This is a genomic window from Paenibacillus yonginensis, assembly GCF_001685395.1.
Lineage (GTDB): Bacteria > Bacillota > Bacilli > Paenibacillales > Paenibacillaceae > Fontibacillus > Fontibacillus yonginensis.
Window position 1 is genome coordinate 1,730,203 of the sequence record NZ_CP014167.1, and the last position, 16,004, is coordinate 1,746,206.

Here is a 16,004-nt window from a genome sequence, read left to right on the forward strand (position 1 = left end):
GTGGAGGGAGGATATTATGGAAGACAAAAAAACAGATCATAGAGTGAGATATACAAAAATGGTTATCAAAGAAAGCTTGTTGAAGCTTCTGACGGAACGGTCTATCAATAAAGTTACAGTGACCGACATTTGCAGAGAAGCGAATATTAATCGCAACACCTTTTATTCACACTATGCTAACCAGTTTGAGCTGCTTTCAACGATTGAAAATGATCTTTACGAAGATATTAAGCAAGTTGTGATCAATTCTTCAAACCTTAAAACTCCTGAAAAGCTATCTTATGAATTATGTAAGTATATAAAAGCGAATAAAACGATATGTGAGGTTTTGTTCTCGGAGCATGGCGATAAAGCATTATTAGAACGAATCCTTTATATCAGTCACGATTTAACTATTGAGAGATGGAAGCAGGAATTAAAATATTTTGATCAACCCTTATTTGAGTCCTGGTATACGTTTACCGCTCATGGCAGTATAGCCATTATTAAAAAGTGGGTGAATAGTGGTCTGAAGGAAAGCCCGAGTAAAATTGCGGATTTTATTGATAAAGCCACGCAATCCGTATCTAAAGCTTTTTATTCTGAAGAATTGTAGGATTTCTCCGCAGGCTGAATAATCCATACGATTTAAACTCAGATTGAGTGACGGCCATAATACCAGAAACCTGCATGGATATGTTAGACTAATGGGAACTAAACGATGAGGTGTTGCATTTGAAAACAATTGTTGTTATCGGTGGCGGCATTACGGGGCTGTCGGCTATGCATGAATTTCGCAAATGGAGGGAGGCAACCGGAGCCGCAGTCAGGCTTTTATTAATTGAAGCGTCAGCACAGATAGGCGGTAAAATTCGAACCGTTAGGCATCAACAATTCGTGATGGAGACCGGGGCGGATTCTATTGTAGCGCGAAAAATGAACGATATGGACGTGATTGAAGAACTGGGCTTGAAAGATGACGTGGTTTATAACACAACTGGACGCTCCTTCATATATGCGGCTGGACATTTGAAGCCGATTCCGGACGACGCCGTGTTCGGCATTCCGGCAAGCGTGGAGTCGCTCGCCAAGAGTACGCTCGTCTCGGCAGAAGGCAAAGTTGCAGCGCTAAAAGATTTATATACGAAAAATGAGACGTTTACGAAGGACGATTCTGTCGGCGCGTTTCTGGAGTATTTTCTCGGGAGTGAACTAGTCGAGAAGCAAATCGCCCCCGTCCTTTCCGGGGTCTATTCAGGGAATTTGAACGAGTTGACAATTGCCTCAACACTACCTTTCTTGATCGACTACAAGGAGCAATACGGAAGCATTATTAAAGGACTCGAAGCCAACAAGCAGAAGTTTAGGATTGGTGAGAAGAAATTTTTCTCGCTAAAAAACGGTCTGGGCTCGCTAATTGACGCCTTTCAAGCCGGTCTGACCGAAGAATTGTTGTTAAACACTAAAGTCCGCAGGATTGATAAGAACAATGGCCGGTATCGCGTGCACTTGGACAATCAGGACATGATCGAAGCGGATTATGTTGTACTAAGCATCCCGCATACGGCAGCAGAACCGATTCTTGACGATCCGAGACTTACAGAGCAATTCTCGGGATTAAAGAGCAACTCGCTCATCAGCGTATATGTCGGCTTTAACGTGCCCGATTCAGTGCTCCCCGCCGATGGAACGGGATTTATTACCGCGACAACCGATGAATTGTTCTGCAGCGCCTGCACATGGACAAGTCGCAAATGGGAGCATACGTCCAAATCCGGAAATTTGCTTGTCCGGCTATTTTATAAAAGCAGCCATCCTTTGTATGCTTCAATAAAGAATCTGGATCACGATGACCTGCTAAAGGTGGCGCTTAGCGATATTGAGAAGGGGCTTGGAATTACCGCCGAACCTGTCGTTAACGAGATCACCGACTGGTCCGGGCAAATGCCAATTTATTCGATTACCCATCCGAAAATTGTCTATGCACTTGAAAGCATTATGGCAGATGTATTCCCAGGCATTATCCTTGCTGGATGCTCTTATTATGGCGTAGGGATCTCGGATTGCATGAAGAACGGGGCCGATTCGGCAAGAAAAATCATTGATTTATTGAAGGAGGGCTATTCTCCAACCAGTAAGCAAGGGGCATCAGATAATAGTTAATCAGGCTAAAGGGCAAATTTAGTTGAGGATTAATTAGGAGGGACCTTATCATAAATAGGCGAAATTTCGTTTCGGATCTGGAAATATGATGAAAAACAATCAAATGAACAAAGTTTACTAAGCGGGCTCCTACTCCTAAGGGCGCCCGCTTTAAGTTTTGAATGATTTTACTCACAGCTGTCTCCCAAAACAACGCTTTCCTTAAAGTTTACTTTAAGGTTTAGAATGAGGAAGAACCAGCCGGATTCCGTCTGAAAATAACCGATAAGGAGCGATCCTGCCAATGGCATTCACGATCAAAGAAGCTTCAGAGCGGCTTGGTTGCCCGGCTCATACGATTCGTTTTACGAGAAGGAGGGATTGCTCCCTTACATTATGAGAGATAAGAACGGGAATCGACTGTTCGAACAAGATCACCTAGATTAGATCCGTCTTATGACCTGTTTTCGAGCGCCTGCGATCTTCGCAGATGGATGCCGCGGTGCGATCTCCTTAATCTTGTCGACAACCTCTAGGTTCTTTCGGAAGTTGTCGCCTTGGAGATGGAGAAGAACTGTACCCCCTCACAATTGGCCATTGCCTGGACGATTGCCAACGGAGCGCTGCCTATCCCGGGTACGAAGCGTATCAAGTACCTGGAGGAAAATTCAGCCGCGGCTGATATCCTTCTCACAAAGGAGGACCTCGAACGAATCGATCAGGTCAGCCCCAAGAATGTCGTACACGGCACGCGTTATATGAAAGAACAGATGACGCTGCTGGGCGGCTAGACTATAATCAGAAGAAGCAGGGGTCCTCGGGTTCCGTGGACCCTTTGCGATTGGATATTGTCTCAGGGGATCTGCAGCCATGCAGTCTCAAACTTATTTCTTAACACCTGAAGTTTTTCAAAATCTTAAAGCACGTTTGCATCTGCAAAAACGAAGAATATAATGTATGGCATTTGTCCTGAGCTAGGGACAAGAATCATCTTCGATTTGTTTCTATGGTGTTATATTTATGCTCTGGAGTAGAATCAGCCGAAGTAAAAGGTGAGTAGTTAGATGAGTCCAAAAGTCATGTGTTATGTAGAGTGTTCAAAGAAAATAAAATATTAGACTGGCGGGCGCTTCATTAAACTATCTTTAAAAAAGGTGGGGGAGAAATGCAAGATGAGAAAATAATAGGTAAAGGAAATACAGCAACTGTATATGAGTGGGAAGAAGGTAAAGTGCTTAAGCTTTTCGTTAAAAGCTATCCTACTTTGGCTGTAGAGAGAGAGTTTCTTAATGCGAAGGCAATCAATCTTATGAATTTTGCAAAACCAAAGGCATACGAAATGATTTATTATGAAGAGCAAGTCGGCATTATATATGACAGAGTGGAGGGTGAAACTCTGCTGGATTGGGTATTGAAAACCGGTGACCTCCAGGGATGTGCAGAATACATGGCTAGTCTACATAAGTCAATAGTTCTAAACAAAGTTAACAATGTACCCGATTGTAAAGAATTTTTGAAATCTAATATATTAAACGCGTCATCTCTTAACGTAGAGGAGCAGGAAAGAGCATTAGATATTTTGAGTAGATTAAAAGATGGAGATACACTTTGCCATGGTGATTTTTATCCCGGCAATATATTACTATTAAATGGGCAAACCACTGTAATAGACTTTATGAATGTGTGCCGTGGAGATTTTTTATATGATATTGCAAGAACTGTTTATCTAGTGCAATACACACCGGTTCCAGCAGATGCAGATGATAAAGAAACGCTGCTGCAACTAAAAAAAACACTGGCCGACTTATATCTTATCGAAATGAGCGTTACTCGAGAGATGATCCAAGATTACATTACTGTAATTGCTGCCGCTAGAAAAGGGGAATGTCCTAATGAGTTCTATTGAATTTATGGCCCCTGTTTTAGCTTTTTCTGATTCAAATAGTTCAGAGTCAAGGTGTTTTGGATGAGTCGGCATGCCAAGACTTTAGCATCTCTTGTGCTTGAATCGGATCGTCCATAAGCAAAGTCCGATATTCCAGCATTTTGTTAAGGGTGCCCAGCATTTGGTCGTACTCTTCCTTTTTGCTCTCGATCTCCTTCTTCTTGTTGTGAATCCAATCAATAATCTGACGGTTCGTTTGGGTGTTGGCGTCGTGATCCCTCAAAACTTCCTTCAGTTCAGCAAGCGAACAGCCGATAGACTGGAACTTCTTAATGAGCTTTAACCGCTCGACAGCCTCTTCCGAATAATTACGATAATTGTTGCTTTCCCGCCGGACATGCCGATCATCCAGCAAACCTTCCTTTTCGTAATAACGGATCGTATGGATCGTTAATCCCATCTTGTCCGCCAATTCCTGAATTTTCATACTCATTTCTCCTTGGATAGCTTGCTATAGAGTTCACTTCATAGTTTATGCTTAGCATGTTCAAGCAGTCAACACATGAAGGAGGATATCATGATGAAGGTTTTTGTAACAGGAGCAACAGGGTACGTCGGGTCTGCTGTCGTCCGGGAACTGATCGGCGCGGGACATACCGTATCGGGTCTCTGCCGTTCAGAAGAGAAAGCCGCGGGACTAAAGGCTGCAGGAGCCGAAACGGTGTACGGTACGCTGGACGATCTCGATACGCTGGGTAGAGCCGCCGCGGCTGCGGATGGCGTGATTCATTTGGCGTTCACCAACGATTTTTCCAACTTTGAAGGCGCGCTGGATCTAGATTTGCGGGCTGTTGAAGTCATGGGAGCAGCGCTGGAAGGCTCCGGGAAGCCGTTTATTACGACGGCTCACGCAAATGGACATACCGTAGATCAAGCAGTGCTTGCAAAGGCAGAGCAGGGCGTTAGGGCATCAATCGTCTCGCTTGCGCCGTCCGTGCACGGCGAAGGCGATAAGGGGCTTTGTGCCTATGATGATCAACATCGCCCGGGCGAAGGGCTTCGCGGCCTACATCGGCGACGGAATGAATCGCTGGCCGGCGGTTCACCGTCTGGATGCGGCGGTTCTGTACCGCCTGGCGCTGGAATCCGCCCCGGCGGGCTCGCGGCTGCTAGGCGCCGGCGATGAAGGCATTCCGTTCCATGAGATCGCTGCGGTCATCGGGCGTCAATTGAAAGTGCCAACGGTCAGCATCACGCCTGAAGAAGCGGCCGCCCATTTCGGCTTTCTTGGCACCATAGCGGCATTTGATATCACAAGTTTGTACAACGCTAAGCAAGCGAGTCTGGAAACACGGGAGCTTCTGGGCTGGAAACCGATGCAGCCCGGGCTGATCGCCGATCTCGAAGCAGGGCATTATTTTGCATAAAAAATGGAGGGTGTACCCACGTTCTTAAATGGCGGGTTGGGATACCTCCATATTATTATATTCAGGTTAATTCCTTAACCCAATTAGATGGCAAAATGAGAACCTGACTCGTAAAAAAGCAGTGGCGGACTAGGAACCCGAAGGACCTGGACTGTCGCTGCTTTTATTAAGTGCTGCCAGAAATAAAAGGCTCCGTTGCAGGTGCCACTGGTCTTATACAGAAGATCCCTTATTACTCTTTAAACGATATTTCTTTGGCGTGCTGCCGGTCAATTTCTTAAAAACCTTGGTAAAGTGGCTCTGATCCGTAAAATTGAGCAATGTGCTGATTTTTGTAATTGAATAGTCTGTCCAATCTAGCAGGTGTTTCGCTTCCTTAATTTTAGCTTTCTGAATGTACTCTCCTACGGTCATCCCGACTTCTTGTTTGAACAAGGTGGATAGATAGCTCGGATTAAGATGGACATGATGGACTAAATCATCAAGAGATATAGGCTCATATAAATGAGAGAAAATATAGTTGTGGCAACTTGAGATGGGTTTTGAGTAGAGATGTTCGATCGCCTGCTTGACGCGGTCAGCAAATGTACATAAGGCCTCTTCTAAAAGCTGGTCCACATTTTCGGGTTGGGTAACGTCTTCTATTTTCTGGATATAAAGATCGCTTAGTGTAAAGGCGATTTCAGAGTTTAGCCCTCCGCGGATTGCGGCTCTTGTTCCTACAGCTATGGCAGAGATAGCCAGATTTTTTTTGCTGCGCAGAAAGCTGCTCTTGGATAATGTCCCCAATTGGCCCTCTGGGAGCCTGTGAAACAAGCTCAGCAGTTCCTCCTTATTTCCTCTCTCAATGGTTTGAAACAGTTCGGCATCATAAGCCGGGTCATGGTGCAAAGCCTCTTTTTCCCGATTTTTTGCAACTACGGCATCGGCGTTCTCTACCTCTGCTTCAAACTCTTCCATCAATTTCTCTGTTTCCACCATTTCTCGAGTAATAAGTTTTTCATAGGTCATGTAATATAACAGCATCCCCATGGACTGAAGCTGTTGGTGGCTAATAACGGTTAAGGAGTTGTAATAAGAAAAATAAGACAAGTTATTTCTATTGATCCCGTAATCATTTAATAACCCGGTTAATTGGTCTTCCCGCAGTCTAAAGGGAATTGAGGGTCCAATGATCAGGGTACCAAAAGCTCTGTTGTCTTCTCTTAAGTGTAAAAAAATATAAGTTTCAAAATGATTTAGGGTTACTATAACCGGCCGGGGAATTTCCACAGCTAAATGCTTAGGCTTTATTTGGTTTATCGCTGACTCAAAGTACGGGTGGTCATTACTTGTTGGCCATTTAAAGATAAGATCCGTATGGTTATCCACAAAGGCATAAGGAACGTCAAAAGACTCTGAAATGACCTGACAAATATCCCAAAGTTTATGGTTATTCCCGAATCCGCAACTCATTGAACTTTCCTCCAATAGGTTAAGCTAAGTTCTTATTTGTTAAGCCGAAGGGTCCTTTGCAAGTAAATTGTATAAAAATAATACAATTAATATAAAAGTTATACCATAAGTCATACGGAAAAATAATTATGATGGAACAAAAGGAAACGCTTCCTTTTTAATTGATAAGTCGTACTCCTTTTTAAATCATTCCAACACTCATACAGGGAGGAATAACAAATGACCCGTAATTTTGATGAAATTATTAAAAAAATGACCCTGCAGGAAAAGGCCAGCCTTTTCTCAGGACTGGACTTTTGGCATACGAAAGGGATTGAAAGCTTAGGAATCCCATCTCTAATGGTGACGGATGGACCGCATGGCCTCAGAAAACAAGCGGAAGGTGCCGACCACCTTGGCATTTATGATAGTGTTCCGGCTACTTGTTTCCCGTCAGCTGCCGGCCTTGCCTGCTCATGGGACCGGGATCTGATTTATCAGGTCGGGCAGGCGCTTGGTGAGGAATGTCAGGCTGAGGATGTGGCCGTACTGCTTGGACCTGGTGCCAACATTAAACGATCCCCGCTTTGCGGCCGGAACTTTGAATATTTTTCCGAAGACCCTTATTTATCCTCCCAAATGGCAGCAAACCATATTAAAGGGGTCCAAAGCCAAGGGGTAGGTTCATCGCTGAAACACTTTGCGGCCAATAACCAAGAGCACCGGCGGATGTCTGTAAATGCTGAGATTGATGAGCGGACTTTAAGAGAAATCTATCTGGCCAGTTTTGAAACCGCTGTGGATCGGCTACACTAAGTTGGACAATGAAAATAAGGGCTTGTAGAATAGACCTATCATACGAAGGAGCGGATCTCTACAATGCCAAAACAACGACGTACCTTTACTGCAGAATTTAAGCGACAAATGGTACAGCTTTATGAGAATGGGAAGTCCAGGGCAGCGATTGTGGAGGAATACGACCTCACAGCTTCCGCTTTAGACCGTTGGATTATTCAGGCTCAGACAACGGGTTCCTTTAAGGAAAAGGATAATCGTTCATCAGAAGAAACCGAACTGATGGCGTTACGAAAAGAGAACCAACGTCTGAAGATGGAGGTAGATATTTTAAAGCAAGCGGCGCTGATCATGGGACGAAAGTAGCTATCATTCGGAATAACCTGGATAAATACTCGGTATCAGCATTGTGTAACGTCCTGCAAATTGCAAGAAGTACGTACTATTATGAAGCCAAAGAACGACCGAATGAAGATGGGTTATCAAAGGCTATTGTGGAAATCTTCTATAAGAACCGAAAAGCCTACGGTACACGAAAGATCAAAACCAAGCTCCAGAAACAAGGACTCATCGTGTCTAGACGCCGTATTGGCCGAATCATGCGTGAGCAAGGCCTGGTCTCCACCTATACCATTGCCCAGTTTAAGCCCCACAAAACGGCCTGTAATGAGGCGGCAACGACGAATGTGTTAGCTCGTGAGTTTGACCAGGCTGAAATTAAGCGCTTCGTGGTCAGCGATCTAACGTATGTGAAGGTAGGGCACCGTTGGCACTACATTTGCGTCCTCATCGACCTGTTCAATCGAGAGATCATTGGCCATAGTGCAGGTCCACATAAGGACGCTGCTCTGGTTTCGCGCGCCTTTGCTACGGTAGAAGGTGACCTGAGCCAAATCCAGTGGTTTCATACGGACCGTGGAAGTGAGTTTAAAAACCAGAAGATGGACGAGCTTCTGGAAACCTTTGAGATCAGTCGATCGTTAAGCGCGAAGGGTTGTCCTTATGACAACGCTGTAGCGGAAGCAACCTACAAGGTCATGAAAACGGAGTTCATCCATCAGATGGAGTTCCAGAGCCTCGATCACCTGCAGTTGGAACTATACGACTATGTTAACTGGTTTAACAAGCATCGAATTCATGGATCATTGGGGTACATGACGCCTGTTCAGTACCGTCAAGTAGCCCTTAAAAAAGCTGTCTGATTTAATGTTGACAATCCACTTTAATTACGATAGGGAAGGCGAAAGAAGGGCTTTATGCGGATGTGCAGCAGCAGTTGCGTTATGTCCAGGAAAAGTGTCCCTTTCACTTTCTGCGTTTCCATGGGATTTTTGACGACGATATGATGGTTTATCAGGAGGATTCCAAAGGGAACCCTACGTTTAATTTTCGGTATGTCAATGAGCTGTTCGATTTCTTATTATCCATTGGTCTCAAACCCTTCGTTGAACTTGGATTTATGCCTTCAGCACTAGCAAGTGATCAAAGCAAAACTGTATTCTATAAACCCAGTTACACAAGTCCGCCTAAGTCCTTAGACAAATGGTGCAAATTAATGGAGGGGTTTATTTACAATTGCTTTAATCGCTATGGTAGAAGGGAAATTGAAAGCTGGCGTTTTGAGTTTTGGAATGAACCTGAATTTAGTGTGTTTTGGTCGGGGACTAAAGAGGAATATCAGGAATTTTATCGCGCGACTTATGAGACACTGAAAAAGATTTCGTCCAGACTCCAAATTGGGGCACCCGGTCGGATCATTACATTAGAGTCCAACGAATATGGGGCCGAATTTTTCTCATATTGTCAGGAGCATTCCTGTATCCCCGATTTCCTTCCTATTCATTTCTATCCGCATGAGGAATTAAATCTTAATTTGGATAACATGAATCAGATGTTTATTACCCAAACCTATGAGAATATGCTGAGTAATTTTACAGGTATTTCTCCTAATCCTGATTATTTAAAGACTTCGCTCGAACAGGAAAATGGATTGTCAACATTAAATCAGACAGCTTTTTTAAGGGCTACTTGACGGTACTGAACAGGCGTCATGTACCCCAATGATCCATGAATTCGATGCTTGTTAAACCAGTTAACATAGTCGTATAGTTCCAACTGCAGGTGATCGAGGCTCTGGAACTCCATCTGATGGATGAACTCCGTTTTCATGACCTTGTAGGTTGCTTCCGCTACAGCGTTGTCATAAGGACAACCCTTCGCGCTTAACGATCGACTGATCTCAAAGGTTTCCAGAAGCTCGTCCATCTTCTGGTTTTTAAACTCACTTCCACGGTCCGTATGAAACCACTGGATTTGGCTCAGGTCACCTTCTACCGTAGCAAAGGCGCGCGAAACCAGAGCAGCGTCCTTATGTGGACCTGCACTATGGCCAATGATCTCTCGATTGAACAGGTCGATGAGGACGCAAATGTAGTGCCAACGGTGCCCTACCTTCACATACGTTAGATCGCTGACCACGAAGCGCTTAATTTCAGCCTGGTCAAACTCACGAGCTAACACATTCGTCGTTGCCGCCTCATTACAGGCCGTTTTGTGGGGCTTAAACTGGGCAATGGTATAGGTGGAGACCAGGCCTTGCTCACGCATGATTCGGCCAATACGGCGTCTAGACACGATGAGTCCTTGTTCCTGGAGCTTGGTTTTGATCTTTCGTGTACCGTAGGCTTTTCGGTTCTTATAGAAGATTTCCACAATAGCCTTTGATAACCCATCTTCATTCGGTCGTTCTTTGGCTTCATAATAGTACGTACTTCTTGCAATTTGCAGGACGTTACACAATGCTGATACCGAGTATTTATCCAGGTTATTCCGAATGATAGCTACTTTCGTCCCATGATCAGCGCCGCTTGCTTTAAAATATCTACCTCCATCTTCAGACGTTGGTTCTCTTTTCGTAACGCCATCAGTTCGGTTTCTTCTGATGAACGATTATCCTTTTCCTTAAAGGAACCCGTTGTCTGAGCCTGAATAATCCAACGGTCTAAAGCGGAAGCTGTGAGGTCGTATTCCTCCACAATCGCTGCCCTGGACTTCCCATTCTCATAAAGCTGTACCATTTGTCGCTTAAATTCTGCAGTAAAGGTACGTCGTTGTTTTGGCATTGTAGAGATCCGCTCCTTCGTATGATAGGTCTATTCTACAAGCCCTTATTTTCATTGTCCAACTTAGTGTAGCCGATCCAAAAAGAGAGAATAGCCGGTCTGGGGTTATCCCATCTTGAGGTCTATTTAACGGAGTGGAATTCTACAACATACCACCGGGACTTAACGAACGATACCTTATATAAGTCGTCTTATATTGTGAAGAATATCGTAGAAAACCTTGACCGGATTTCGGGCTTTGGTTATTGGGTATTAAGCGACAATATTGAGGAGACAGCAGGATCCCCGCGTTTATTCCACGGGGGTCTTGGTTTAATGACTCAATTCGGTATTCCCAAGCCGGCTATGCTCGCTTATGAACTGTTAGCAAAATTAGGAGATAATTTGATCCACCAGGAGAACGGGTATGTCGTAACAGCGGATAACAGGGGGTACCAGATCCTTGCGTATAACTATTGTCATTTTGATGACCTATATGCTATAGGAGACACCTCTTTTATTAGTGATACGCATAGGTACAATGCCTTTAAGGATGAGAAGACGATTAAGCTGGAGATTGAGTTGAAAGGAATCCCTTCAGGTCATTACCGGATGATTACCCACACAGTAAATAGAGCGCATGGAAGCAGCTTTGATGAATGGGTGAAAATGGGATCACCGGCAAATGTAAATCATGAGGATATTCAATATTTAAAAGCGGTTTCCATCCCGAAACGGGAAAGTCATACCCTTAAAATAGAGGAGAAATGGACATACACCTCCATTTTGGAGCCTCATGCGATTTCTTTAGTGGAACTTCTTCCGGTTTTTTAGGTTCATTTTTAATGTTTTAATCTCCATACAAGGAAAGCGATTTCAAAACAAATTAAAATGAACTATTCAAGTAAGTAAGAAGAAGCCTATCTGCGGATAGGCCTCTTTATTATAATTTAACTATAGAGAAAACGCTTACTTTTTATGGGGTGGATGAGCAAAAAAAGAGCGTATGGATAATTCTTAACGAAAGAAGGAGTAATAAATGGACATACAGGTACAAACCCCTTTGAAGAGATTGATGACAGGTCTGACGTTATCGAACTTTGCTGCCAATCTTGCTTTATTTACGCCGATCGTTGTGCTGCTGACCTTAAAGTTAACCTTCCTGGACGCGGAACATGTGGCAACAAATTTAAGTTATGTTACAGGGATTGGTGCCTTTTTTGCTTTGATTTTTAACCCGATAGCCGGATTTATTAGTGACCGGACAACTTTCAAGTTGGGCCGCCGGCGGACCTGGATTTTATTTGGTCTCGTGTTTGGCGGGCTCTCTTTAGTAGGTATCGGCTTCGCCAATCAGGTATGGCAAATTGTCTTATTCTGGTGCTGCGCTCAAGGTTTTTATAATTTTACCCTGTCTGCAAATATGGCGTTGGTTGCTGAGCAGGTTGATGATACCAAAAAAGGCAGCGTCTCCGGCACGATGGGGATGACGCAGAATTTAACCATATTACTTGGCATGCTGCTTATGACGGCAATGTCAAAAACATCGAATGTATCCAAATTCTCAGTGCTCGCTATTTTTGGGGTTGTGGCTTCGGTCGTTGTCCTAATGCTGATTCGCGAAGGCAAGTATACGGCTAAGAGGAAATCCGGCAGCAGCGTTAAAACGAAATTTAGTATCTGGAGCGTCTTCCCTGACCCTAGAAAACATCGTCCGTTTATGTGGGCGTGGATATCCCGCTTCCTGGTGATGATGGGCATCGCCTCTACTAATTACAATTCCGTTTTATTAACGCAAAGATTCGGGATTAAACCGGAAGATCTGAGCGAAAAAATGCTGATCTTAACCTTTGTTTCGACGATATGCATCGTTGTATCCAGTATTGTATGCGGTAAAATTTCGGATAAATTAAAAAAACAGAAACCGTTTGTACTTGGTTCCGGCTTATTAATGGCTGTTGCTTTAATCATAATCGCTTTTAGCTTTCATTTTAATGTATTGGTTCTTGCAAACGCCTTATATGGAATTGGGGCTGGCGTTTATTGGGCGGTTGATATTGCGCTTGTGACACGAGTTCTGCCTTCAAAGGATACAGCAGCTAAAGATTTAGGCATTATCAATATTGCTAATGCTTTGCCACAATCTATCGTCCCTGCTATCGCTCCTATTTTGCTTTCCATTGGCGGATACAGCTTTATGTTTACCTTCTTGGGAATTGTAGGGATTTTCGGCGGGCTTACGATTCTTCCGGTACCTGAATTAGGCCAGGATAACAAGGCGGAAACTGCCGAAGTTTCCAAGGCTCCCGACCTCGGCTTATCTGTCGACTAACTTTGAATAATAAGGTGATAAATTTGATTAACTATATTAAAAATCCAAATGGCCCGACCCTTGGCGTTTCTACATCATCGGGTGTTGAAATCCTATATGAAGAGGGTTTGGCGTTTAAAGATCTGAATAAGAGCGGTAAACTTGAAGCATACAAGGACTGGCGTTTATCTCCCAAAGAGAGAGCAGAGGACCTTGCCTCAAAAATGAGCCTGGAACAAATGGCTGGCTTAATGTTATACAGCTCACACCAGTCTATTCCTGCGGCAGACCGCGGCTTTCGTTCGGGCACGTATGGGGGGAAATCATTTGCTGAAAGTGATGCAAAACCCTGGGAGCTGTCCGACCAACAAATTGACTTTTTGAAAAAGGACCATTTGCGGCATGTTCTCGTAACTTCTGTAGAGACACCGGAAATTGCGGCAAAATGGAATAATGAAATGCAGGCGTTTGTAGAAGGAGTAGGTCTGGGAATTCCGGTTAATAACAGCTCGGATCCGCGTCACTCCTCAGATTCCAGTAAAGAATTTAATGAAGGCGCGGGCGGCCATATCTCCATGTGGCCAGAACCTCTTGGATTAGCAGCTACTTTTGACCCGGAAGCCGTTAGGAAGTTTGGGGAAATTGCTGCAAGAGAATACCGGGCGCTCGGATTAACGACAGCTTTGTCTCCTCAAGTTGATATGGCAACAGATCCCCGCTGGTTCCGATTTAATGGAACCTTCGGTGAGGATGCCGAATTATCAGCAGATATAGGTAGAGCGTATATAGATGGCTTTCAAACCTCTGAGGGGGATGCCGAAATAGCAGAAGGTTGGGGCTATCATAGTGTAAATGCCATGGTTAAGCACTGGCCGGGCGGCGGATCGGGCGAAGGAGGGAGAGATGCTCACTACGGGGCCGGTAAGTATGCCGTGTACCCGGGGCATAACTTTGACGAGCATCTGATCCCTTTTACAGAGGGAGCCTTCAAGCTTGAGGGTAAAACGGGCAAAGCATCGGCCGTTATGCCCTACTACACCATTTCGTATAATCAGGATCCGAGTGGTGAAAATGTCGGCAATTCCTATAACAAATACATCATTCACGATCTCTTGAGAACCAAATATAACTACGATGGTGTGGTTTGTACAGATTGGAATATTACCCATGACTTTTCCGGGCAAATGGATGTATTTATTGACGGGAAACCATGGGGGGTTGAGGAACTAACCGTTGCTGAACGTCATTATAAACTCCTTATGGCCGGTGTCGACCAGTTTGGCGGCAATAATGAAATGGAGCCTATATTAGAGGCTTATAAGATGGGCGTTAAAGAGCATGGTGAAGTTTTCATGCGTGAGCGAATGGAGCAATCAGCGGTCCGGTTGCTAATCAATATTTTTAGACTTGGACTGTTTGAGAATCCTTATTTAGAGGTGGAAGAAACCGTCGCAACAGTAGGATGCCCCGAATTTATGGAGGCGGGTTACGAAGCCCAGCTCAAATCCATAGTATTATTAAAAAATCAAAATGATGTACTGCCTATAAAACCGCAAACAACGGTGTATGTCCCTAAACGGCTTTATCCGGAAAGAAAAGATTGGTTTGGCAGTCCGATCCCTGAGCGTTGGGACTATCCAGTAAATATGGATCTTGTTAAGAAATATTACCATGTAACTGAAAATCCGGAAGAAGCCGACTGTGCTCTTATTTTTATATCCGGGCCGGACTCTGGTATTGGATACAGTCATGAGGATGCGGCGAGCGGAGAAAATGGCTTTGTCCCAATTAGTCTGCAATATCGTCCTTATCAAGCTGAGTTTGCAAGAGAACAAAGTTTAGCAGGCGATCGCTCTTATAAGGGGAAGACCGTTAGGACAACTAACGAATGCGACTTGGATTTGATTCTGGATACAAAGGAACTCATGAAAGGTAAACCCGTTATCGTGTCCCTGCTCTTGTCTAACCCTGTCGTTGTTGCAGAGTTTGAAAGCCAGGTGGAGGGTCTGCTTGTAAACTTTGGGGTACAGGATCAGGCCCTGCTGGATATCATTAGCGGGAAAGCAGAACCTGCCGGATTACTCCCTTTTCAAATGCCGGCCGATATGCGGACGGTGGAGCAGCAATTCGAAGATGTGGCACACGATATGCAGTGTTATAAGGATGCAGCAGGCCATGTCTACGACTTCGCTTATGGGATGAATTGGGATGGACCGATTGAGGATGAAAGGACTCAAAAGTATAAGAAAGCTAAGATAGCAGAATTAAAATAAGTAGAGCGCTTATAACAAAAAGCAGCCTCGCTCCTTGATCGGCTGTGTTGGCGTACTGGTAAACAGGCCAAGAATAACTAAGGTCAAGCTAACGAATAGAACCGCCTTCATAGGAAGGCGGTTTTCTATTAGCTGGGTGTGTTAATTTACTTCTTGGTTAAGGCGCGATCGAGATGTAACTATAAAGGAGGGAGGGGATAGCTCTTTTAATTCCATCTGTTTGGTTAGACTTATTCAGGCTCACGCTGAAGAATTATAAAAGGTAATAAAACAGAAATTCTTGCCCTACAAAAGGTCAAATTCTTAGAGTATGTATCAGTCTTTTTGATTGGTTCAGATCTTGATGCTAAAAAAACTTTTGTTTCCGAGAAAGTCCACAAGGACGTCCAATCCATCTTTCAGTTAGGTGCATCCCAAGAAACTTCAAATTCATCTAAATTAAATAATCCTGTTGTTGTTAAATCAAGTGATTATACCGATGGTGATGGTGGCAAAGATAAACTTATATTGATTCAAGGCGAAAAGCCTTCCAACCCTGCTAGCGAACTTATTGTTCTGATAATAATAAGGTAGGCTAGGCAACTGTTGCGTCAGAATCAAATTAGCTTTCTTTCCTAACGCCCACCGACCTATGTTAAGGTTAGTGGGCTTTTTTAA

General features: G+C 44.1%; 13 protein-coding genes and 2 pseudogenes. 12 read left to right on the plus strand and 3 right to left on the minus strand.

Annotation, left to right across the window (positions count from 1 at the left end; all coding sequences use genetic code 11):
* The first annotated feature begins 16 nt into the window (after positions 1-16).
* From AWM70_RS07985 to AWM70_RS08000, 4 genes are all read left to right on the plus strand, one after another.
* Positions 17-595, plus strand: coding sequence for a TetR/AcrR family transcriptional regulator (locus tag AWM70_RS07985; RefSeq protein WP_206093429.1), 579 nt, complete (start codon positions 17-19; stop codon positions 593-595).
* A gap of 119 nt (positions 596-714) precedes the next feature.
* Positions 715-2,142, plus strand: a complete 1,428-nt coding sequence (gene hemG / locus AWM70_RS07990) for a protoporphyrinogen oxidase (protein ID WP_068695299.1) — start codon at positions 715-717, stop codon at positions 2,140-2,142.
* A gap of 542 nt (positions 2,143-2,684) precedes the next feature.
* The gene (locus tag AWM70_RS07995) at positions 2,685-2,912 is read left to right on the plus strand and encodes an aldo/keto reductase (RefSeq protein ID WP_237167861.1); all 228 of its coding nucleotides are present in this window, start codon (positions 2,685-2,687) and stop codon (positions 2,910-2,912) included.
* Positions 2,913-3,286: 374 nt separating this feature from the next.
* Positions 3,287-4,027 carry a phosphotransferase family protein gene (locus AWM70_RS08000; protein WP_068695303.1) on the plus strand — a complete coding sequence of 247 codons (741 nt, stop codon included), beginning with the start codon at positions 3,287-3,289 and terminating at the stop codon, positions 4,025-4,027.
* A 46-nt stretch (positions 4,028-4,073) separates the two neighbouring features.
* On the opposite strand, the gene AWM70_RS08005 is transcribed toward AWM70_RS08000, so the two are convergent.
* Positions 4,074-4,493: a MerR family transcriptional regulator gene (locus tag AWM70_RS08005; RefSeq protein WP_068695305.1), complete on the minus strand. Its 420-nt coding sequence runs from the start codon at positions 4,491-4,493 to the stop codon at positions 4,074-4,076.
* Between the two features lie 93 nt (positions 4,494-4,586).
* On the opposite strand from AWM70_RS08005, the pseudogene AWM70_RS08010 reads away from it, so the two are divergent.
* Positions 4,587-5,433, plus strand: a pseudogene (locus AWM70_RS08010) (SDR family oxidoreductase).
* Positions 5,434-5,646: 213 nt separating this feature from the next.
* Here the strand turns inward: AWM70_RS08010 and AWM70_RS08015 are convergent.
* Entirely contained in the window at positions 5,647-6,888 is a 1,242-nt protein-coding gene (locus AWM70_RS08015; RefSeq protein ID WP_068695307.1) for a helix-turn-helix domain-containing protein, read from the minus strand.
* A 219-nt stretch (positions 6,889-7,107) separates the two neighbouring features.
* Here AWM70_RS08015 and AWM70_RS08020 point away from each other — a divergent pair.
* The 3 genes and pseudogenes from AWM70_RS08020 to AWM70_RS08035 form a co-directional block, all read left to right on the plus strand.
* A pseudogene (locus AWM70_RS08020) lies at positions 7,108-7,668 on the plus strand (glycoside hydrolase family 3 protein); the annotation flags it as partial.
* Positions 7,669-7,746: 78 nt separating this feature from the next.
* Positions 7,747-8,864, plus strand: a protein-coding gene (locus tag AWM70_RS08030) for an IS3 family transposase (protein WP_206093431.1) whose coding sequence is annotated in 2 segments (ribosomal slippage) — positions 7,747-7,993 and positions 7,993-8,864 — 1,119 coding nt in all. Because the reading frame shifts where the segments join, the coding sequence is not laid out codon by codon here.
* A 62-nt stretch (positions 8,865-8,926) separates the two neighbouring features.
* Entirely contained in the window at positions 8,927-9,694 is a 768-nt protein-coding gene (locus AWM70_RS08035) for a GH39 family glycosyl hydrolase (protein ID WP_068695312.1), read from the plus strand.
* Here the strand turns inward: AWM70_RS08035 and AWM70_RS08040 are convergent.
* Positions 9,667-10,784, minus strand: a protein-coding gene (locus AWM70_RS08040; RefSeq protein WP_206093401.1) for an IS3 family transposase whose coding sequence is annotated in 2 segments (ribosomal slippage) — positions 9,667-10,538 and positions 10,538-10,784 — 1,119 coding nt in all. Because the reading frame shifts where the segments join, the coding sequence is not laid out codon by codon here. The genes AWM70_RS08035 and AWM70_RS08040 overlap by 28 nt on opposite strands.
* 99 nt (positions 10,785-10,883) lie before the next feature.
* On the opposite strand from AWM70_RS08040, the gene AWM70_RS08050 reads away from it, so the two are divergent.
* The 4 genes from AWM70_RS08050 to AWM70_RS23425 all read left to right on the plus strand — a co-directional run bounded on the left by AWM70_RS08050 (position 10,884) and on the right by AWM70_RS23425 (position 15,920).
* On the plus strand, positions 10,884-11,597 hold the full coding sequence (locus AWM70_RS08050; protein ID WP_237167904.1) for a GH39 family glycosyl hydrolase: 714 nt from the start codon (positions 10,884-10,886) through the stop codon (positions 11,595-11,597).
* Positions 11,598-11,802: 205 nt separating this feature from the next.
* On the plus strand, positions 11,803-13,095 hold the full coding sequence (locus AWM70_RS08055) for an MFS transporter (RefSeq protein WP_083180171.1): 1,293 nt from the start codon (positions 11,803-11,805) through the stop codon (positions 13,093-13,095).
* Positions 13,096-13,109: 14 nt separating this feature from the next.
* The gene (locus AWM70_RS08060) at positions 13,110-15,347 is read left to right on the plus strand and encodes a glycoside hydrolase family 3 protein (RefSeq protein WP_237167862.1); all 2,238 of its coding nucleotides are present in this window, start codon (positions 13,110-13,112) and stop codon (positions 15,345-15,347) included.
* Positions 15,348-15,671: 324 nt separating this feature from the next.
* Positions 15,672-15,920 carry a hypothetical protein gene (locus AWM70_RS23425; protein ID WP_169823414.1) on the plus strand — a complete coding sequence of 83 codons (249 nt, stop codon included), beginning with the start codon at positions 15,672-15,674 and terminating at the stop codon, positions 15,918-15,920.
* Positions 15,921-16,004 lie beyond the last annotated feature (84 nt).